This window comes from Pseudomonas sp. PSKL.D1, from assembly GCF_028898945.1.
Classification (GTDB): domain Bacteria; phylum Pseudomonadota; class Gammaproteobacteria; order Pseudomonadales; family Pseudomonadaceae; genus Aquipseudomonas.
In genome coordinates, this window is record NZ_CP118607.1 from 976,761 (window position 1) to 995,723 (window position 18,963).

Sequence of the window (18,963 nt, forward strand, 5' to 3'; positions counted from 1 at the left end):
TTCTGATCCGGGTTGGGCTCACACGACCATGAACAGCACAGCAACGAAGATGCTGGCAGCCGAGAAGGTCATGGTCCGCGAGGACCAGGTGTTGAACCATTGTTGAAAACTGGCGAGGTCGCGCTTGAGGGCAGTCGGTTGGCGGGTCCAGGACTGCTTGTCGAGGCGGAAGAACACGTAGATCTTCATCAGCGCGCCGACGATCTGGTTGTAATAGAGAATCAGCGGGTAGGCCGGGCCGACGTTATGGCCGGAGCACAGCAGCATCACGGTGAGAATCAGGCGGGTGATGCCGATCCACAGCAGGTACACCAGCAGGAAGGCCATGCCGAACTTGAGGCTGGCGATCACCGCCACGGTCAGGCCAAGCAAACTGGTCCACATCGACACGCGCTGGTCGAACAACACGATGCTGGTGAACAGCCCGAGGCGGCGCATGCCCAGGCCCAGTGCACGGGAGTTCTGGCGCAGGTTGTTGCCGTACCAGCGGTACATCAACTTGCGGCTGGCCTTGAGGAAGCTCTTTTCCGGCGGGTGCTCGACGGTGTTGATGGCGGCGTCCGGCACGTAGAAAGTGTCGTAGCCCAGGCGCATCAGGCTGAACCAGCTGGACTTGTCGTCACCGGTGAGGAATTTGAAGCGGCCCAGGCGCCAGTGCATCAGCGAGTCGCTTTCGACGTCGGCGATGAACTCGGGGTTGGTCACCACGCTGGCGCGGAACATCGACATGCGCCCGGTCATGGTCAGCACGCGCTTGCTCAGGGCCATCGAGCACATGTTGATGTGGCGCTGGGCGAAGCGCAGCTTGTGCCACTCGCTCATGATGTAGCCGCCGCGCACTTCGCAGAATTCGTTGGTGGTCAGGCCACCGACATTGGGGAACAGCTTGAACCACGGCACGGTCTTGCGGACCACGCCCTCGCCGAGCACGGTGTCACCGTCGATTACCGCAACAACGGCGTTTTCGTCCGGCAGCATGCGTGAAATGGCGCGGAAGCCATAAGCCAGGCCGTCGCGCTTGCCGGTACCGGCGATGCGCACGATGTCCAGCTTCACGTGTTCAGGCGGGTTGTACTTGGCCCACAGGCTCTTCACCAGCAGTTCATCGGACATTTCCACCAGCGAGCACACCACGGTGGTGGGGTAGCCGCAGTCGATCGCCTCGCGAATCACCGAGCTGTACACCTGGGCGGTGGTCAGCGCTTCGATACGGAAGCTGGTGACCATCAGGTACACGTGCGAAGGCGCGGTGGCATCGCCCAATTTCTGCACTTTGCGGCGCAGGTGCGGGTAGACGATGTAGAGGAAGATCATGCCGCGAATGAAATGGGTGGCGCCCATGGAATAGCGCCAGATGCCGACTGCGCCGACCAGGAAGATGAAGTGCTTCGACTGCGAGTCGAAGATATCGGCCGGCAGGGCCAGGGCGATCAACATGAGCAGGCTCATGTAGAGCAGCCACCCGGCGCACTGCAACAGCACTGTCTGGAGCCTTTGCATGTTCAGCATCCGTCAGGAATTCTTGGGGGGTGGGCAGCGCAGGGGGCCTGCGCTGCCCGGCCGAGGGCTTACCAGCAGATGCCTTCGGTACGGCTGGTGGCGCAGGTTGGTTTGGCCATGAAACCAACCAGGTCGATCACCTGTTTGCCGGCCGGCGCTTGCTCGGCAAGGGCGCGGAACTGCTCGTCGCGGTTGCCCAGCACGATGATGTCGGCGTTGTCGATGACCTTCTGGAAGTTGGCATTGAGCAGCGACGACACATGCGGGATCTTCGACTCGATGTACTCTTTGTTCGCACCGTGAACACGGGCGTACTCGACGTTCTCGTCGTAGATGTCCAACTGATAGCCTTTGCCGATCAGGCGTTCGGCCAGCTCTACCAGCGGGCTTTCGCGCAGGTCGTCGGTGCCGGCCTTGAAGCTCAGGCCAAGCAGGGCGACCTTGCGCTTGTCGTGGGCTTCGATCAGTTCGAAGGCGTTTTGCACCTGCGACTCGTTACTGCGCATCAGCGAGTCGAGCAGCGGGGCACGCACATCGAGGCTGGCGGCGCGGTAGGTGAGGGCGCGTACGTCCTTGGGCAGGCACGAGCCGCCGAAGGCAAAGCCCGGGCGCATGTAGTACTGCGACAGGTTGAGCACCTTGTCCTGGCAAACCACGTCCATCACGTCACGGCCGTCCACGCCCACCGCTTTGGCGATGTTGCCGATTTCGTTGGCGAAGGTGACCTTGGTGGCGTGCCACACGTTGCAGGTGTACTTGATCATCTCGGCCACTTCGATCGGCTTGCGGATGACCGGCGCGTCCAGTTCTTCGTACAGGGCCTGCAGCACGTCGCCGCTTTGGCTGTCCAGCTCACCAATGACGGTCATTGGCGGGTGGTCGTAGTCCTTGATCGCGGTGCTTTCACGCAGGAATTCCGGGTTGACCGCCACGCCGAAGTCGACGCCGGCTTTTTTGCCCGAGCAATCTTCGAGGATCGGAATGACCACGTTCTTGACGGTGCCCGGCAGTACGGTGCTGCGCACCACGATGGTGTGACGGCGTGTGGTGTCACGCAGTACGTAGCCGATTTCGCGGCAGACCGACTCGATGTACTCCAGGCCCAGGTCGCCGTTTTTCTTGCTTGGGGTGCCGACGCAGATCATCGACACATCGCTGGCGCGGATGGCCTCGGCGAAGTCGGTGGTGCCACGCAGGCGGCCGTTGGCGATGCCTTGCTGCAGCAGAGCCTCCAGGCCAGGTTCGACGATGGGCGACTTGCCCTGATTGATCAGGTCGATCTTGGTGCTGGACACGTCCACACCAATCACGTCATGGCCTCGCGCCGTCAGGCAACCTGCACAGACCGCACCCACATAACCCAAACCAAAGATGCTGATACGCATCGCAATCACCTCATGTGTTTATCACGTCGGCTCTTTCGGGAAGAGCCGGACTGGGTTGATTAACAACAGTTTTCGGGCGCACGGATCCATGGCAAAAGCACACTTTGCCGAGCGCAGGCATGAATAAATCCGTCGCGCACAAAGTTGTGCACTAAAAGTTGGCAGTCATAAGCCAGTAATTAAAGGCGTGCCCTGAAATGCAGCCGTCTTTATTGCAAGGCGCTACTTGGCGCTTTGCTGTGCTTGTTCTTTCAAGTGGATAAATCCTTTGAAATCAACCACTAGGACGATGTGTAGGGGCGCGTCTATCCTCCATGAGACGGGCTCTGCATAGAACCCGTTGCACCTTCCTGAATAAGCGGGCGGGTATTGAGTACCGCTGCTTGTCATGTGTAAGTCATTTCTCACAACCCGGGGGCATGAAATTCGTTACGGCACTATGAGCGGTCGGTTTGGGGAGAAGTTCCGGGGTGGGTACAGCGTGCATGAAAGATTTCTAAATATTTTTTCAGTGGCAAATACTTTCAATTTGATAGCACGCGAGGGTTTTACCCCGGTATATAAAGGGCGAAACTGAAGGGGGATGTTTTTGTGCCAGTATCTGAAAAATTTTTTCAAAATTCGTCAAAAAAGGTACGAACGGTCTTATGGCGGATGGCGATAAAAGGAAGCGTGTTGGGTTTTTGGCGCCAATTTTATGGCTTTTTGCGAGGGTCTATGGTGGTGCAGAGATCGAGCGCCGCCCGCGCGGCGCATCGCGGATAAATCCGCTCCTACAGGTTAAGGAGGTCCTGTAGGAGCGGATTTATCCGCGATGCGCCGCAAGGCGCCGGGTCTGAGAATCAATCGGCTGGGTGATCCCGCAAAAACACCAAATGATCCGCCTTCGACTGCTCGGCACTGTAGTAGTACCCCTGCACATCGAACTGCTTCAGCCGCTCCGGGTCGTTGACCCGCTCCTGAATCACGAACCGGCCGATGGTTGTGGGCGCTGCATAGCTAATTTGACCAGGCCCCGGTCCTGCCGGGTCTGGAAGGATGCCTCAGGGTTTGCCGACGCTCAGCTCCAGTCTTCCGTCGCAGCTGATCATTGCGAGATACCCCTTCTCTTTCAGCTTAAACGGGACGATCCACCAGTTATTCGTGGAGTCGTAGCGTTCACCTGGCTCCAGCTCGTATGAGCCCAGCGCTGATTGATCATGCTCTGAGAAGTAGGTGTCCAGCGAACGCGTGAAGAAGTCCGGCCCCATTGAGGTGCAAGACTCGCCGTCCTCTTTCTGACAGCCCGAAATAGAGAGAGCCGCTATCGCTGCGATGACAAATAGCCTGAAGCTTCGCATCTTCCCTATCTCACCCCGCTGAATTGTACATACTGAGAGCCAATGAAATGGATTTCATAATCAGCATGCCCAAATGTGTCACCCAGCTCCCGCAGGAACGTAGTTAGTGCTTCCTGCCCCCAAGTTCGGTTGCTCTGATTAGCGTCATAGACGTCCGGATTCAGCGTGTACGATCCTGAGAAATTGTAAGTGCCGTCAGCGAAAACCGTCAAATCCCCAGTCAGATTACCACTCACCCGCCCAATCATGCCGGCTGCTGGTATATCCAGTGGCGCTTTACTGAAGGTGTTGTAACTGAAACTTTCTGCGTTGAGGCGGTAGGTACCAGGACCTGTGGATGAGTTGGCCAGCAAATTGGTGATAGGCGTGAAGTCTGCCGCTACCATTTTGAGGTTTAGCGAGCCGATTCGGACATTCCGTGTAATTCCATTACCAAACAGCCAGTAACCGATTGCGGCTACCGGCATTAAGGGCGTGCCGTAGAAGTCGATCTCGTGTCTATCAAAAGCATTGGACCAATCAGTTGAACTGCTACTCAAAAATGTTCCATAACCAAATCGGGCAGAAATTACGTTTTCTCCGAACAGCCCATCCGGGCTCCAACCCTGGGTCTTCGCCTGGTCATTCATTGCAAAAGCGCTGTAGCAGTGGATTTGCAGTTGTTGATTGAGCACAGTGAGGTTCTGATTACTGAAACCCTTGCAAGCCGCGTCCAAAGCTGCGAGAGAGTCGTTGTTCTCAACTGCCTTCCACATTTCTGTCCCATTAAGGCACATATTTTCTGCTGCAACGGGGATCATTTGAATTTCACGTACATGATCAGGCAGGCCATTGAACTCATTGCTCCAGCCGTAGTCCAGCCCCATTTCTGTTACGTAGCCGCCATATACAATGGTACTGGGTAGTTCATTACTGTTTTGAGTCATGTGTGTTCTCGCTGATCGTGTTGTAAGGCTTGTACGATTGGTTGATTGCGACTCCTATGTTAGGACAAGTAGCGAGGATAGATTTGGTTAAGCGTTGTGAGAAAAGTCAACCAGTGAAGTAGGACTAGTCGATTTGTGAGATTTTATTAAATTATCGATTGCTTTTTGCTTTTATAGGGGTTCTTTGCTTGCTAACTCGGCGGTATGAGAGAAACCTTGGATTTGGAAGGTTTTTGTATGGATCATGGGCGAGTGCAAGAGTGAAAGGCGCATGCTTCATGCGTTGCACAATGGAAGCATTAAGTTATTTCGGATGAGGCATATACACGGCGAAAAGTCAGCGCTTCCTATGTGGGAGATTTCGCATGGTGGCCGTGGGTAGTTACAAGGCTTGGGCAATGTTGCAGTGTAGAATTTTCAGCAAGTTGAGTTGTTATGATGGCGGGCCAGAATTTTCTGCCGGTAACAACTCCGGAGAAGCTCAAGTTGTAACGAAGAGAGCATGCCCATCGCTGGGCAGCTCCCCTTTCATGAAAGGCTTACTCGGCAGGATGATCACGCAAAAACACCAGATGATCCGCCTTCGACTGCTCGGCACTGTAGTAGTACCCCTGCACATCGAATTGCTTCAGTCGCTCCGGGTCGTTGACCCGCTCCTGAATCACGAACCGGCTCATCATGCCGCGTGCCTTCTTGGCGTAGAAACTGATGATCTTGTACTGGCCGTTTTTCAGGTCCTTGAAGTCGACATTGATCACGCGGCCTTTGAGGGCGCTGCGTTTCACCGCGCTGAAGTATTCATTGCTGGCCAGGTTCAGCAGCAGGTCATCGCCTTGCTCAGTCAGGGCCTGGTTCAGCCATTCGCTGATGCGAGTGCCCCAGAACGCGTACAGGTCCTTACCGCGAGCGTTGGCCAGCTTGGTGCCCATTTCGAGGCGGTAGGGCTGCATCAGGTCCAGCGGGCGCAGCAGGCCGTACAAGCCAGACAGCATGCGCAGGTGCTGCTGGGCGTAGGTGAAATCGCCTTCGCTCAGGGTTTCGGCATCAAGCCCGGTGTAAACATCACCCTTGAATGCCAGCAGCGCCTGCTTGGCGTTGGCCGGTGAAAAGTCCGGTGTCCAGCTGCCAAAACGTGCGGCGTTCAGGCCCGCCAGCTTGTCGGACAGGTGCATCAGCTCGCTGATTTGTGCGGGTGACAGCTCGCGCAGCTGCTGGATCAGCTCTTGGGAGTCGTCCAGGTACTGCGGCAAGGTAAAGCGGTCGGTGACCGGCGGGGTTTCGTAATCAAGGGTCTTGGCGGGTGAAATCACCGTCAGCATCGGGTCGGCTCCTGGAATCGTTGCCGTGAATTCTACGGGCTGGGGCAGGCAACGCCAAACTATGGCGACAATAGTCACAGACCATCGCCAAATCAGGCGCTATAGTGCGCGTTTGGCTATTGCGGAGCCCTGGACCGTGCGAATTGCTGCTGCCCTGCTGGCCACATTGCTGAGCTTGTCTGCCCAGGCGGCGCCCGCCGGGCCTGCGAGCCTGGACCGCAGCGCCTGGCCCGAGCAGTTGGACAGCCCGGCGTTGTTCGATGTGGCTTCGCGTGCGGAGATCCTGTCCTTTGCCCAGGTGCTGCACGAAAGCGAACTGCTCGATGATGGAGCACTGGCCGCCCGGTTGGGGCTACGGCAGATCAACCTGCAGAAGGTTCGTGCCGTGCGCGCGCGCATGTGGCAGCGGTTATGGCAGGGTTACGAGCAGGCTCAGCGCAGTTGCGAGCAGGATGCGTCGTTTTGCTATCCAGTTGGCTCCATGGCTGATTTACGCATGCAAGCTGCCACGTTCGCTGCAGATGTCGGCGAGTTTTATACAGGTTGGATTGAGCCGAGCCATCAGTTTCACAAACGCTATCTGGATGAACAACTGCGCAAAGCCGCGTTGTTGCCACAGACCAGCAGCGAAGTCGAACGCCTGTCCAGCCGTGAACGCAGCGGGGACGAGCTGAACGACCGCATGTTCTTGCTGACCTTCGCGGGCGGCCCCGGCCCGGAAGGTGGCAGCACTGATATGTTGGCCGACTACCTGCGCAGGCAGAAAATGCAGGGCACCTTCTTTGTATTGGGCAATCGCTTCCAGCAGCGTCGCGATGCCGGAGCGGCGAACGCGCTGGGCCTTTTATACAAAGGGCAGTGTGTGGGTATTCAGGGTTGGGAATATCGCTCCCATGCCCAGTGGAATGGTTGGCAGGATTCGCTCAAGCGCAGCCAGGCGCGAGTGCAGGCGGACCTGCCTGACCAGTATGTGCCGTTGTTTCGCCCCCCTTATGGCCAGCGACGAGCTGACGGCGAAGCCTTCATGGCCAGCCAGGGATTGCGCGTTTCACTGTGGGACATCGACGCCCAGGACGATACCGCGCTGACTGCAGAGGCCTCGGCCCAGCGAGTGGTCACGTTGATGCTGTTGTGGCGCAAAGGTGTGATCCAGTTCCATGACGGCTTGCCCAAAGCACAGCCTGCATTGGAATGGTTGCTGCGTAGCACGGCACAAAGCGGCATTGGCTGGGAGGATTGTCGCCAATACGCTTACAAGGAATAAGGGGTATGACTTTTGACTGTAGACCCGTCTCGGGCTACCGCCAAGCCCTGTTCGTCATTCGGAAAAATAAACTTCACCTGCACGTAAAAAAGCTTTTTCCGGTCATGGGTTTTGCGGTATGAAGAAACCAGACAGCCGATTCCTGCAGCACAGGTGGCGTCATCCAGGCCCTCCTTGCAGGTACGCTCCCCGCCCGTAACAACGCGGATACGGGGAAGCCGGCGGTCACTCTGCGGCGCACAAGAGTACGCCGTGTGGCTTCGACATAAGGTGACCGAGTATGGATGACCAAGGACGCAACCCTTCCTCCACTAAGCCAATCCTGTATGTGCTCGATACCAACGTCCTGATTCACGACCCCAACGCTTTACTGAACTTCGAGGAGCACCACGTCGCCATTCCGATGACGGTGCTGGAGGAACTCGACAAGCTCAAGACCGGTAAACAAACCATCGCCGCCGAATGTCGCCAGGCCATCCGCCTGATTGACCAGACCCTCGGTGACGCTTCGCCCAGCGATGTCGAGCAGGGCGTGCCGATTCAACGTGGCAAGAGTGGGCCCAAGGGCTTCCTGTCGATCCTGATGAGCCCACGCAACGAGCCCAGCAAGTTGCTGCCGGAAAACCTCAACGACAACATCATTATCAACACCCTGCTGGAAGTACGTAGCCGACGCACCGACCTGGATGTAGTGCTGGTTACCAAAGACATCAACATGCGCCTGAAGGCGCGGGCCTGTGGCATCGCTGCCGAGGACTACAGCACGGACCAACTGGTCGATGACGTATCGCTGTTGTCCAAGGGCTACCATTCGGTCACGGGTTCGTTCTGGGACCGGGTCAGCAAAGTCGACACCCGTCAGGAGCGTGGCCGCACCTGGCACCGGGTGCAACTGATCGACAACCTGCCGGCCGTGCATGTGAACGAGTTCATCATCGACGAACAGGGCTTTGTCGGCTGGATCAAGGGCATCCGCAATGACGAACTGCTGTTGCTGGACCTGCACCAGGAACCGCTGCTGCACCAGGAAGCCTGGGGCCTCAAGCCACGGGACATCCACCAGAGCCTGGCGTTGTTCGCCTTGCTTGACCCGGATATCCATCTGGTCAACCTGACCGGCGCCGCTGGTTCCGGTAAAACCATCCTGGCCCTTGCCGCCGCGATCGAACAGACCATGGTCAGCAAGCGCTACCGGCGCATCATTGCCACCCGTAGCGTGCAGGGGCTGGACCAGGAGATCGGCTTCCTGCCGGGCACCGAGGCCGAGAAGATGGAACCCTGGCTGGGTGCCATCACCGATAACCTCGAAGCCCTGCATATGGATGACGAAAGCACCCATGGCAGCGTCGAGTACATCCTGGAAAGGGTGCCGCTGCAGTTCAAGTCGCTGAACTACATCCGTGGCCGCAGCTTCCAGCAAAGCCTGATCCTGATCGACGAGTGCCAGAACCTGACCCCGCACCAGATGAAAACCATCATCACCCGCGCCGGTTCCGGCTCCAAGGTTGTATGCCTGGGCAACCTGGCGCAGATCGATACCCCCTACCTGTCCGCGACCAGCTCGGGCCTGACCTACCTGACCGAGCGCTTCAAGGACTTCCCCCATGGCGTGCACATCACCTTGCAAGGGGTGCCGCGCTCGGTACTGGCCGAATACGCCGAGTCGCATTTGTAACCCTCTGCAGCCGGGCGGTACGCCGCCCGGCCCCTTCGCGGATAAATCCGCTCCTACAGGCCCTGTAGGAGCGGATTTATCCGCGAAGGGCCGGGCCTGCCAGCACAATTCGCTGCTCAATCCTGACCCACAGGTTTACACTCAATGCTCCCTCCACAGGAGCAAAGCAGTGCTGACCCATCTCGATTCCCAGGGGCGCGCCAACATGGTCGACGTCACTGAAAAAGCCGTTACCGCACGCGAGGCGATTGCCGAGGCGCGGGTGCGCATGTTGCCGCAGACCCTGCAGATGATCGTCGACGGCGAACACCCCAAGGGTGATGTGTTTGCCGTGGCGCGTATCGCCGGCATCCAGGCGGCAAAGAAGACCAGCGACCTGATCCCTCTGTGCCACCCGCTGATGCTGACCAGCGTCAAGGTGGAGTTGAGTGCCGGAGGCCAGGACGTAGTGCACATCGTTGCCCGCTGCAAACTGGCCGGGCAGACCGGCGTGGAAATGGAAGCGCTGACCGCAGCCAGCGTCGCGGCGCTGACGATCTACGACATGTGCAAGGCTGTGGACAAAGGCATGGTCATTGAGCAGGTGCGCCTGCTGGAAAAACTGGGCGGCAAGAGCGGCCACTACAAGGTGGAGGGGTGATGAAGGTCAAGGTGATGTATTTCGCCCGCTACCGTGAATTGCTGGGCGTGGATGCCGAGCGCATCGAAGGTGGATTCAAGGTACTCGACGATGTACGCCAGGCATTGGTTGCCAAGGGCGGGGAGTATGAAGTGCTGGCCGAGCAGAACCTGATGTGTGCCCGTAACGAAGAATTGTGCAGGCTTGATGAGCCGCTGGAAGATGGCGATGAAGTGGCGTTCTTCCCGCCGGTGACCGGAGGCTGACATGGCAGTGCGAGTGCAGGAAGGGGCGTTTGACCCGGGCGTTGAGGTCAATGCCATGCATGCGGCCAATGTGGGCGTGGGCGCGGTGGTCGGCTTTGTAGGCTATGTGCGGGATTTCAACGATGGGCTGGATGTGGCCGGGATGTTTCTGGAGCACTACCCGGGCATGACCGAAAAGGCACTGGCCAAGATCGTGGTAGAGGCCGAACAGCGTTGGCCGTTGCTCAAGGTGGAAGTGTTGCACCGCATTGGCGCGCTGGAGCCGGGCGAGCCGATCGTGTTCGTAGGGGTGGCCAGTGCGCATCGGCAGGCGGCGTTCGATGCCTGCAACTTCATTATGGATTACTTGAAGACGCGGGCGCCGTTTTGGAAGAAAGAGAATACTGCGCAGGGGCCGCGGTGGGTGGAAGGGAAGCAAAGTGACCAGGATGCGGCAGGGCGGTGGTAGATAGGTGTTTTATGGCCGGGGCGGTGCCCCGGTTCGCGGGTAAACCCGCTCCCACAGAGGCCCCGCTGCCCTCAGATTAAGTGAATAATCTGTGGGAGCGGGTTTACCCGCGAAGGGGCCGGTGCAGGTCAATGATGCTTGCGCGGCACGGCCTTCAGCAGCTCATCCGGCGGCATCTCGCACTTGATCTTGCGCCCCAGCAGCTCTTCGATCGCAGGCAACTGGTAGGAATCGTCTTCCCCGGCAAAGCTGATCGACACGCCGCTGGTCCCCGCACGGCCGGTACGGCCAATGCGGTGCACGTAATCGTCCGGGTCTTCCGGCAAGGTGAAGTTGATCACATGGCTGATGCCATCAATGTGAATCCCTCGCCCGGCCACGTCGGTGGCCACTAGCACGGTGATCCGGCCTTCGCGGAAGTTTTCCAGGGTGCGGATACGCTTGTGCTGCGGCACATCACCCGATAGTTGCGCGGCGTTGATGCCGTCGCGTACCAGTTTTTCTTCGATGCGCCGCACTTCGTCCTTGCGGTTGGCAAACACCATCACCCGTTCCCACTTGTTCTGGGTTACCAGGTTGTACAGCAGCTTGTACTTGTCGCTGCCGGCCACCGCGTACACATGCTGTTCGACGGTTTCGCTGGCAACGTTTTCCGGCTCGATTTCGACGATTGCCGGGTTGGTGGTCCACTGCTTGGCCAGGTTCATCACGTCGTCGGTGAAGGTGGCGGAGAACAGCAGCGTCTGGCGTTCGCTCTTCGGCGGGGTCTGGCGGATGATCTGGCGTACCTGGGGGATAAAGCCCATGTCGAGCATGCGGTCGGCTTCATCCAGCACCATCACCTCGACCATGTCCAGGTGCACTTCACCGCGCTGGTGGAAGTCCAGCAGGCGGCCCGGGGTGGCGACCAGAATGTCGCAGTGTCGCGCTTCCAGCGACTTGAGTTGTTTGTCGAAGTCCATGCCACCGACAAAGCTCATGACGTTCAGGCCGCTGTATTTGGTCAGGGCCGCGGCGTCCTTGGCGATTTGCACCACCAGTTCGCGGGTTGGGGCGATGATCAGCGCACGCGGCTCGCCCATGTAGCGCTCTTTGGGCGGTGGCGTTTGCTGCAACTGGGAAATGATCGAGATAAGGAACGCGGCAGTCTTGCCGGTACCGGTCTGCGCCCGGCCGATGGCGTCCTGGCCGCGCAGGGTATAGCCCAGCACCTGCGCCTGGATCGGCGTGCAGTACGGGAAGCCCAGGTCGTGGATGGCGTGCATCAGTTCATTGGACAGCTTGAAGTCGTGGAAGCGGGTTTTGCCTTCCTGCGGCTCGACCACGAAGTCTTCCGGCTTCCACAGGCTGGCCTGGGGTTTTGGCTTGCGTTCGCGGCGCGGTTTGTCCTTGGCCGGCTTCTCGATTTGCGCGATGGCGGGCGCTTCGACCTTGGGTGCGGGTTTGGTGCGTGGTTTGGCCGGCTGCGCCTCAGCTTGGGGCGCAGGGGCTGACGCGGGCGGCGTCACGCTGGCAGCAGGAGCGACGGCCTGTGGCGCGGCGTCTCCCTTGCCGAATATTTTCTTGAGTGCCTTGAGCACGATCGTCTCATCAACTGATTAAGGAATGTACGCCGGGCAGTGTAATGCAAGATTTGGGCGCGGCGTAGCAGAATACGCCCACAACGGCCGGTGAGCCTGCTTATTGCAACTGCTTGCTCAGCCAGTCGTGGATGTCGCCCAGCTCTTCGACGACTACCTCGTGCTCCATCGGGTACTCGTGCCAGCGGGCGGCAACGCCCCAGGTATTGAGGTATTCAAAGGCAGTGCGGCCCATGGACGGAATGACCACCGGGTCGTGTACGCCGTGCAGGCACAGGGCTGGGGTGCGTTGCTGGCAGGCGCTCAGTTGATGGCTGTCGTTGAAGGTTGGCGCGTAGGTCGACAGGGCAATCACGCCGCCCAGTGCTTCTTCCCACTTTATATAAGCAGTGTGCAGCACCACAGCGCCGCCCTGGGAGAACCCGGCCAGGATGATGCGCGACAAGCTGATGCCTTTGGCTTGCTCATCTTTGATCAGGCCGATGATCTGCTCGGCCGATTCTTCCAGTTGTGCCTCATCAATGGCGCGGGCCGGGGTCATGGCCTTGATGTCATACCAGCTTGGCATGGCATAGCCGCCGTTGATGGTGACCGGGCGGGTAGGGGCCTGCGGCATCACGAAGCGGGTGCTGAGCAGGCGCTCCTGCATGAATTCGGCAACCGGTAGGAAGTCGTAACGGTCTGCCCCCAGGCCGTGCAACCAGATCACACAGGCGTCGGCGGTTTTCTGGGGTTCGAGAATCAGCGGGTTGGTCATGACTGCTCCGAAAGAGTGCGGTTCTTGTTCTGCCGTGCCTGAAAAGAAGGCGCGGTAAATGACTGTCAGAAAATTAATGTCGCAACGATGCAACTTTCCCTACTTGACTAGCGCTTAATCGCTTTAGCCGTGAGTAGTGGTACGCCCTTTGCTATGAATTATCCGATGCAAGGGTCAGGCCGTGACGGTAACACCCTTTGCACGCGAAGGCTGTCATAGAACAGCCCATTGCGCCAATTGACCCAATAACAAGCCAGCACGGGTCGGATGCGCCTCATAAGGGTGCGGTGCAATTCCGGCTCGGTACAACAAGAGCGACTTGGAGGTTGTAAATGAAGATGTTGAAAACCACCCTGGCAGTCCTGACCGCTGCCGCCGCACTGGGCGCCGTGAGCACCGCCCAGGCCGGCGCCACTCTCGATGCGGTAAAGAAGAAGGGCTTCGTCCAGTGTGGCGTGAGCGATGGTCTCCCAGGCTTCTCGGTACCTGATGCACAAGGCAAGATCATCGGCATCGACGCCGATGTGTGCCGTGCCGTGGCCGCCGCCGTGTTCGGCGACGCCACCAAGGTCAAGTTCAGCCAGCTCAACGCCAAGGAACGCTTCACTGCACTGCAGTCGGGCGAAGTCGACGTGCTGTCGCGCAACACCACCTGGACCAGCTCGCGTGATGCCGGCATGGGCCTGGTGTTCGCCGGTGTTACCTACTATGACGGTGTTGGCTTCCTGGTCAACAAGAAGCTCGGCGTTTCCAGCGCCAAGGAGCTGGACGGTGCCACCATCTGCATCCAGGCCGGTACCACTACCGAACTGAACGTGTCGGACTACTTCCGCGCCAACGGCCTGAAGTACACCCCGATCACCTTCGACACCTCTGACGAAAGCGCCAAGTCGCTGGAATCGGGCCGTTGCGACGTGCTGACTTCGGACAAGTCGCAGCTGTTCGCCCAGCGCTCCAAGCTGGCCGGGCCGGAAAACTACGTGGTGCTGCCGGAAACCATCTCCAAGGAGCCCCTGGGCCCGGTGGTGCGTAAAGGCGACGAAGAGTGGTTCAGCATCGTCAAGTGGACCCTGTTCGCCATGCTCAACGCCGAAGAGGCGGGCGTCACCTCGAAGAACGTCGAGGCTGAAGCCAAGGGCACCAAAAACCCGGACGTCGCCCGTCTGCTGGGTGGTGACGGCGAATACGGCAAAGACCTCAAGCTGCCTAAGGACTGGGTAGTGCAGATCGTCAAGCAAGTCGGCAACTACGGCGAAGTGTTCGAGAAGAACCTGGGCCAGAGCACCGACCTGAAGATCGATCGTGGTCTGAACGCCCTGTGGAACAACGGCGGCATCCAGTACGCGCCACCTGTGCGCTGATGGCTGCACCCTGCGGCGGCATCCCGCCGCCGCAGGCTGTTCGAATCCCTACTGTCCGGGGCCTTTCATGCAAAATCAAATCGGCGCACCCAAAGGGTTATCCCTGAGCGATCCACGTGTGCGCGCGTGGCTGTTCCAGATCCTCACGATCGTCTTCGTGGTGGGCTTGGGCTGGTACCTGTTCCACAACACGCAAACCAACCTGCAACACCGGGGCATCACCTCGGGTTTCGACTTTCTAGATCGTAGCGCCGGCTTCGGCATCGCCCAGCACCTGATTCCTTACGTGGAGTCCAACAGCTATGCGCGCGTGTTCGTCATCGGCCTGCTCAACACCCTGTTGGTGACCTTTATTGGCGTCGTGCTGGCGACGATCCTGGGTTTCATCATTGGTGTGGCGCGCTTGTCGCCAAACTGGATGATCAACAAGCTGGCGACCGTGTATGTGGAAACCTTCCGCAACATCCCGCCGCTGTTGCAGATCCTGTTCTGGTACTTTGCGGTGTTTCTGACCCTGCCAGGACCGCGGGGCAGCATCAACATCGACGACATGTTCTTCATCAGCAACCGCGGCCTGAATATGCCCGGCGCCTCCATGGCCGAGGGATTCTGGCCGTTCGTCATCGCTCTGGGGTTGGCCGTGGTGGCCATCGTGGCGATGGTGCGTTATGCCAACAAACGCTTTGACGCAACCGGTGAGCCGTTCCACAAGTTCTGGGTAGGGCTGGCGCTGTTTCTGGTCATCCCGGGCATCTGCACGCTGCTGTTCGGCAGCCCGGTGCACTGGGAAGTGCCAGAGTTGAAGGGCTTCAACTTTGTGGGCGGCTGGGTGTTGATCCCTGAGCTGTTGGCACTGACCCTGGCGCTGACTATCTATACCGCGGCGTTCATCGCCGAAATCGTGCGTTCCGGGATCCGTTCGGTCAGCCATGGCCAGACCGAAGCCGCCCGTTCGCTCGGCCTGCGCGAGGGCCCGACCCTGCGCAAGGTGATCATCCCCCAGGCACTGCGGGTGATCATTCCGCCGCTGACCAGCCAGTACCTGAACCTGGCGAAGAACTCGTCCCTGGCGGCCGGTATCGGCTACCCGGAGATGGTCTCGCTGTTCGCCGGTACCGTGCTCAACCAGACCGGCCAGGCCATCGAGGTGATTGCCATCACCATGAGTGTCTATCTCGCCATCAGCATCAGCATTTCGCTGCTGATGAACTGGTACAACAAGCGCATTGCGCTGATCGAGCGGTGAGGATACGCCCGTGAATGCCCATGTTTTCAAACCCGACATGCCGCCACCGGTGAAAACCGTCGGCGTGCTCGCATGGATGCGTGCCAATCTGTTCTCCAGTTGGCTCAATACCCTGTTGACGCTGTTCGCCCTGTACATGGTGTGGCTGATCGTACCGCCGCTCATCCAGTGGTCGCTCATCGATGCCAACTGGGTCGGTACCACCCGCGCCGACTGCACCAAGGAGGGCGCCTGCTGGGTGTTCGTCCAGCAGCGCTTCGGCCAGTTCATGTACGGCTACTACCCGGCCGAGTTGCGCTGGCGCGTGGACCTGACCGTGTGGCTGGCAGTGCTTGGCGCCGCCCCGTTGTTCATCAACCGCTTCCCGCGCAAGGCGGTGTACGGCCTGTGCTTCCTGGTGCTGTACCCGATCCTGGCCTACACCCTGCTGCATGGCGGTGTGCTTGGCCTGGAAACGGTCTCCACCAGCCAGTGGGGCGGCCTGATGCTGACCCTGGTGATTGCCACCGTGGGCATCGTCGGCGCCTTGCCGCTTGGCATCCTGTTGGCCTTGGGGCGGCGTTCGCGCATGCCGGCGGTGAAGGTGGTTTGCGTGACCTTCATCGAGTTCTGGCGCGGCGTGCCGCTGATCACCGTGCTGTTCATGTCGTCGGTGATGCTGCCGTTGTTCCTGCCTGAGGGTATGAGCTTCGACAAGCTGCTGCGGGCGATGATCGGGGTGATCCTGTTCCAGTCGGCGTACATCGCCGAGGTGGTGCGTGGTGGCCTGCAGGCCATCCCCAAGGGCCAGTATGAAGCCGCGGCTGCCATGGGCCTGGGTTACTGGCGCGCCATGGGCCTGGTGATCCTGCCGCAGGCGCTCAAGCTGGTGATCCCGGGCATCGTCAACACCTTCATTGCCCTGTTCAAGGACACCAGCCTGGTGATCATCATCGGCCTGTTCGACCTGCTCAACAGCGTCAAGCAAGCCGCCGCCGACCCGGCCTGGCTGGGCATGGCTACCGAGGGCTATGTGTTTGCCGCCCTGGTGTTCTGGATTTTCTGTTTCGGTATGTCCCGCTACTCCATGCACCTGGAGCGCAAGCTGGACACTGGCCACAAGCGTTAGGAGTTTCGAAATGAGTGAAGCGATCAAGCAGCCTGCCGGCCCCGAAGGCATCATCCAGATGCAGGGTGTGAACAAGTGGTATGGCCAGTTCCATGTGCTCAAGGACATCAACCTGAACGTGCGTCAGGGCGAGCGTATCGTGCTGTGCGGGCCGTCCGGCTCGGGCAAGTCCACCACCATCCGCTGCCTCAACCGCCTGGAAGAGCACCAGCAGGGCCGCATCGTGGTCGACGGTGTTGAACTGACCAACGACCTCAAGCAGATCGAGGCGATCCGCCGCGAGGTGGGTATGGTGTTCCAGCACTTCAACCTGTTCCCGCACCTGACCATTCTCGAGAACTGCACCTTGGCGCCCATGTGGGTGCGCAAGATGCCTCGGCGCAAGGCCGAGGAAATCGCCATGCATTACCTGGAGCGCGTGCGTATTCCGGAGCAGGCGCACAAGTTCCCGGGGCAACTGTCCGGTGGCCAGCAGCAGCGTGTGGCGATTGCCCGCGCGCTGTGCATGAAGCCCAAGATCATGTTGTTCGACGAACCGACCTCGGCACTGGACCCGGAAATGGTCAAGGAAGTGCTGGACACCATGGTCAGCCTGGCTGAAGACGGCATGACCATGCTGTGCGTGACCCACGAAATGGGCTTTGCCCGGACCGTGGCGAACCGGGTGATCTTCATGGACAAGGGGGAGATCGTGGAGCAGGCTGCGCCGGATGACTTCTTCGACCGGCCGCGCAGCGACCGGACCAAGTTGTTCCTGAGCCAGATTCTGCATTGATGCTGTTGCGGCTGCTCACGCAGCCCTTGTAGGAGCGGCTTCAGCCGCGATGCGCCGCAAAGCGGCGCTGCATTTGTGCACCGCTTTGCGGCGCATCGCGAATGAATTCGCTCCTACAGGTTATTTTTCTTCCTGCGCTGTAGCCGGCGCAGGCGGCGGCCGCAGCCCCACTTCGGCCACCAGCTTCAACTGCTGCCCATTGCGTATCACCTCGATGGTGATCTTCTCGTTCGGCTTGATCCGCGCCACCTGGTTCATCGACTTGCGGCCATCCCCGGCCGGTTCGCCGTTGATGCTCAGGATCACATCACCCAGCTGCAAACCAGCTTTCTGCGCCGGGCCATCGCGGAAGATCCCCGCCACCACGATGCCTGGGCGGCCCTGCATGCCAAACGATTCGGCCAGCTCCTGGCTCAGCGGTTGTACTTCGATACCCAGCCAGCCGCGAATAACCTGGCCGTGCTCGACGATCGATTTCATCACCTCCAGCGCCAGCTTCACAGGGATGGCGAAACCGATGCCTTGGGAGCCGCCGGACTTGGAGAAGATTGCCGTGTTGATGCCCACCAGGTTGCCGTTGGCATCCACCAGGGCGCCACCGGAGTTACCCGGGTTGATGGCCGCATCGGTCTGGATGAAGTCTTCGTAGTTGTTCAGGCCCAGCTGGTTGCGGCCGGTGGCGCTGATAATGCCCATGGTGACCGTCTGGCCGACACCAAACGGGTTGCCGATGGCCAGGGTGACGTCGCCGATGTGGATGGTGTCCGAGCGGCCAATGGTGATGGCTGGCAGGTTTTTCAGGTCGATCTTCAGTACCGCGAGGTCAGTCTCAGGGTCGCTGCCGATCACCCGTGCCAAGGTTTCGCGGCCATCCTTGAGCGCCACGACGATCTGGTCGGCGCCGCTGGTGACGTGGTTGTTGGTCAGCAGGTAACCCTCGGGGCTCATGATCACCGCCGAACCCAGGCTGGACTCCCAGCGCTTCTGCTTGGGCAGGTTGTCGCCGAAGAAGCGGCGGAACTGTGGGTCTTCAAACAGCGGGTGAGCGCTCTTGTTCACCACCTTGGTGGTGTACAGGTTCACCACTGCGGGCGCGGCCAGGGTCACTGCGTCGGCATAGGACACCGGGCCCTGCATGATCTGCGTGGTTTGCGGTGCCTGCTGCAGGTTGACGTCCTGGCTGGGCAGGCCGACCCATTGCGGGAAGCGCTGGATGATCAGCATGGCGATCAGCACACCGGTGAGCAGGGGCCAGCCAAAATAACGCAAAGCCTTGAACATGAACGAATCCTGGGAGTGGGCGAGGGCCAAAGTGGGGCGCGGGGCGTGAGCGCGCGCGATCATACACCGGTTTCCCCAAGCCCGGCGACGGCCCATAATGGCGGCCATTATAC

Annotated in this window: 16 protein-coding genes and 1 pseudogene; 9 read left to right on the forward strand and 8 right to left on the reverse strand. The window is 59.5% G+C overall.

The features are described from left to right. Nucleotides 1-18 precede the first annotated feature (18 nt). From alg8 to yaaA, 5 genes and pseudogenes are all read right to left on the reverse strand, one after another. Nucleotides 19-1,500 (reverse strand): mannuronan synthase, encoded by a 1,482-nt coding sequence (alg8, locus tag PVV54_RS04220; protein WP_274908743.1) that lies wholly within the window; start codon nt 1,498-1,500, stop codon nt 19-21. Nucleotides 1,501-1,568: 68 nt separating this feature from the next. After that, nucleotides 1,569-2,885, reverse strand: coding sequence for a nucleotide sugar dehydrogenase (locus PVV54_RS04225; protein ID WP_274908744.1), 1,317 nt, complete (start codon nt 2,883-2,885; stop codon nt 1,569-1,571). Between the two features lie 842 nt (nt 2,886-3,727). Then, a pseudogene (locus PVV54_RS04230) lies at nt 3,728-3,865 on the reverse strand (peroxide stress protein YaaA); the annotation flags it as partial. A 365-nt stretch (nt 3,866-4,230) separates the two neighbouring features. Then, a complete protein-coding gene (locus tag PVV54_RS04235) occupies nt 4,231-5,151 on the reverse strand; it encodes a lipid II-degrading bacteriocin (protein ID WP_274908745.1) in 921 nt (306 codons plus the stop codon). 539 nt (nt 5,152-5,690) lie between these two features. Next, nucleotides 5,691-6,470: a peroxide stress protein YaaA gene (gene yaaA, locus PVV54_RS04240; RefSeq protein WP_274908746.1), complete on the reverse strand. Its 780-nt coding sequence runs from the start codon at nt 6,468-6,470 to the stop codon at nt 5,691-5,693. Nucleotides 6,471-6,606: 136 nt separating this feature from the next. Between yaaA and PVV54_RS04245 the strand changes: the two genes are divergently transcribed. The 5 genes from PVV54_RS04245 (at nt 6,607) to moaE (ending at nt 10,742) form a co-directional block, all read left to right on the forward strand. Then, nucleotides 6,607-7,734, forward strand: coding sequence for a polysaccharide deacetylase family protein (locus tag PVV54_RS04245; protein WP_274908747.1), 1,128 nt, complete (start codon nt 6,607-6,609; stop codon nt 7,732-7,734). 280 nt (nt 7,735-8,014) lie between these two features. Continuing rightward, entirely contained in the window at nt 8,015-9,409 is a 1,395-nt protein-coding gene (locus PVV54_RS04250; protein ID WP_274908748.1) for a PhoH family protein, read from the forward strand. A 169-nt stretch (nt 9,410-9,578) separates the two neighbouring features. After that, nucleotides 9,579-10,049 (forward strand): cyclic pyranopterin monophosphate synthase MoaC, encoded by a 471-nt coding sequence (gene moaC, locus PVV54_RS04255; protein WP_274908749.1) that lies wholly within the window; start codon nt 9,579-9,581, stop codon nt 10,047-10,049. Then, entirely contained in the window at nt 10,049-10,294 is a 246-nt protein-coding gene (moaD, locus tag PVV54_RS04260; protein WP_274908750.1) for a molybdopterin converting factor subunit 1, read from the forward strand. The genes moaC and moaD overlap by 1 nt, the downstream gene beginning before the upstream one ends. A 1-nt stretch (nt 10,295) precedes the next feature. Continuing rightward, nucleotides 10,296-10,742: a molybdopterin synthase catalytic subunit MoaE gene (gene moaE / locus PVV54_RS04265; protein ID WP_274908751.1), complete on the forward strand. Its 447-nt coding sequence runs from the start codon at nt 10,296-10,298 to the stop codon at nt 10,740-10,742. A gap of 128 nt (nt 10,743-10,870) precedes the next feature. On the opposite strand, the gene rhlB is transcribed toward moaE, so the two are convergent. Beyond that, the gene (rhlB, locus tag PVV54_RS04270; protein ID WP_274908752.1) at nt 10,871-12,322 is read right to left on the reverse strand and encodes an ATP-dependent RNA helicase RhlB; all 1,452 of its coding nucleotides are present in this window, start codon (nt 12,320-12,322) and stop codon (nt 10,871-10,873) included. Nucleotides 12,323-12,422: 100 nt separating this feature from the next. After that, entirely contained in the window at nt 12,423-13,079 is a 657-nt protein-coding gene (locus PVV54_RS04275) for an alpha/beta hydrolase (RefSeq protein WP_274908753.1), read from the reverse strand. Nucleotides 13,080-13,411: 332 nt separating this feature from the next. Here PVV54_RS04275 and PVV54_RS04280 point away from each other — a divergent pair, with 332 nt between their 5' ends. From PVV54_RS04280 to PVV54_RS04295, 4 genes are all read left to right on the forward strand, one after another. After that, entirely contained in the window at nt 13,412-14,440 is a 1,029-nt protein-coding gene (locus PVV54_RS04280; RefSeq protein WP_274908754.1) for an amino acid ABC transporter substrate-binding protein, read from the forward strand. Nucleotides 14,441-14,507: 67 nt separating this feature from the next. After that, the gene (locus tag PVV54_RS04285; RefSeq protein WP_274908755.1) at nt 14,508-15,686 is read left to right on the forward strand and encodes an amino acid ABC transporter permease; all 1,179 of its coding nucleotides are present in this window, start codon (nt 14,508-14,510) and stop codon (nt 15,684-15,686) included. A 10-nt stretch (nt 15,687-15,696) separates the two neighbouring features. Further along, nucleotides 15,697-16,794, forward strand: a complete 1,098-nt coding sequence (locus tag PVV54_RS04290) for an amino acid ABC transporter permease (RefSeq protein ID WP_274908756.1) — start codon at nt 15,697-15,699, stop codon at nt 16,792-16,794. A 10-nt stretch (nt 16,795-16,804) separates the two neighbouring features. After that, nucleotides 16,805-17,569: an amino acid ABC transporter ATP-binding protein gene (locus tag PVV54_RS04295; RefSeq protein WP_274908757.1), complete on the forward strand. Its 765-nt coding sequence runs from the start codon at nt 16,805-16,807 to the stop codon at nt 17,567-17,569. A 120-nt stretch (nt 17,570-17,689) separates the two neighbouring features. Here the strand turns inward: PVV54_RS04295 and algW are convergent, their stop codons facing one another. Then, a complete protein-coding gene (gene algW / locus PVV54_RS04300; RefSeq protein WP_274908758.1) occupies nt 17,690-18,850 on the reverse strand; it encodes a Do family serine endopeptidase AlgW in 1,161 nt (386 codons plus the stop codon). Between the last annotated feature and the right edge of the window lie 113 nt (nt 18,851-18,963).

Excerpts from the sequence above, each read along its gene's own strand:
- alg8 (WP_274908743.1), bottom strand. The coding sequence starts at position 1,500 with ATGCAAAGGCTCCAGACAGTGCTGTTGCAGTGCGCCGGGTGGCTGCTC.
- PVV54_RS04225 (WP_274908744.1), bottom strand. The coding sequence starts at position 2,885 with ATGCGTATCAGCATCTTTGGTTTGGGTTATGTGGGTGCGGTCTGTGCA.
- PVV54_RS04235 (WP_274908745.1), bottom strand. The coding sequence starts at position 5,151 with ATGACTCAAAACAGTAATGAACTACCCAGTACCATTGTATATGGCGGC.
- yaaA (WP_274908746.1), bottom strand. The coding sequence starts at position 6,470 with ATGCTGACGGTGATTTCACCCGCCAAGACCCTTGATTACGAAACCCCG.
- PVV54_RS04250 (WP_274908748.1), top strand. The coding sequence starts at position 8,015 with ATGGATGACCAAGGACGCAACCCTTCCTCCACTAAGCCAATCCTGTAT.
- moaD (WP_274908750.1), top strand. The coding sequence starts at position 10,049 with ATGAAGGTCAAGGTGATGTATTTCGCCCGCTACCGTGAATTGCTGGGC.
- moaE (WP_274908751.1), top strand. The coding sequence starts at position 10,296 with ATGGCAGTGCGAGTGCAGGAAGGGGCGTTTGACCCGGGCGTTGAGGTC.
- PVV54_RS04275 (WP_274908753.1), bottom strand. The coding sequence starts at position 13,079 with ATGACCAACCCGCTGATTCTCGAACCCCAGAAAACCGCCGACGCCTGT.
- PVV54_RS04280 (WP_274908754.1), top strand. The coding sequence starts at position 13,412 with ATGAAGATGTTGAAAACCACCCTGGCAGTCCTGACCGCTGCCGCCGCA.
- PVV54_RS04285 (WP_274908755.1), top strand. The coding sequence starts at position 14,508 with ATGCAAAATCAAATCGGCGCACCCAAAGGGTTATCCCTGAGCGATCCA.
- PVV54_RS04295 (WP_274908757.1), top strand. The coding sequence starts at position 16,805 with ATGAGTGAAGCGATCAAGCAGCCTGCCGGCCCCGAAGGCATCATCCAG.
- algW (WP_274908758.1), bottom strand. The coding sequence starts at position 18,850 with ATGTTCAAGGCTTTGCGTTATTTTGGCTGGCCCCTGCTCACCGGTGTG.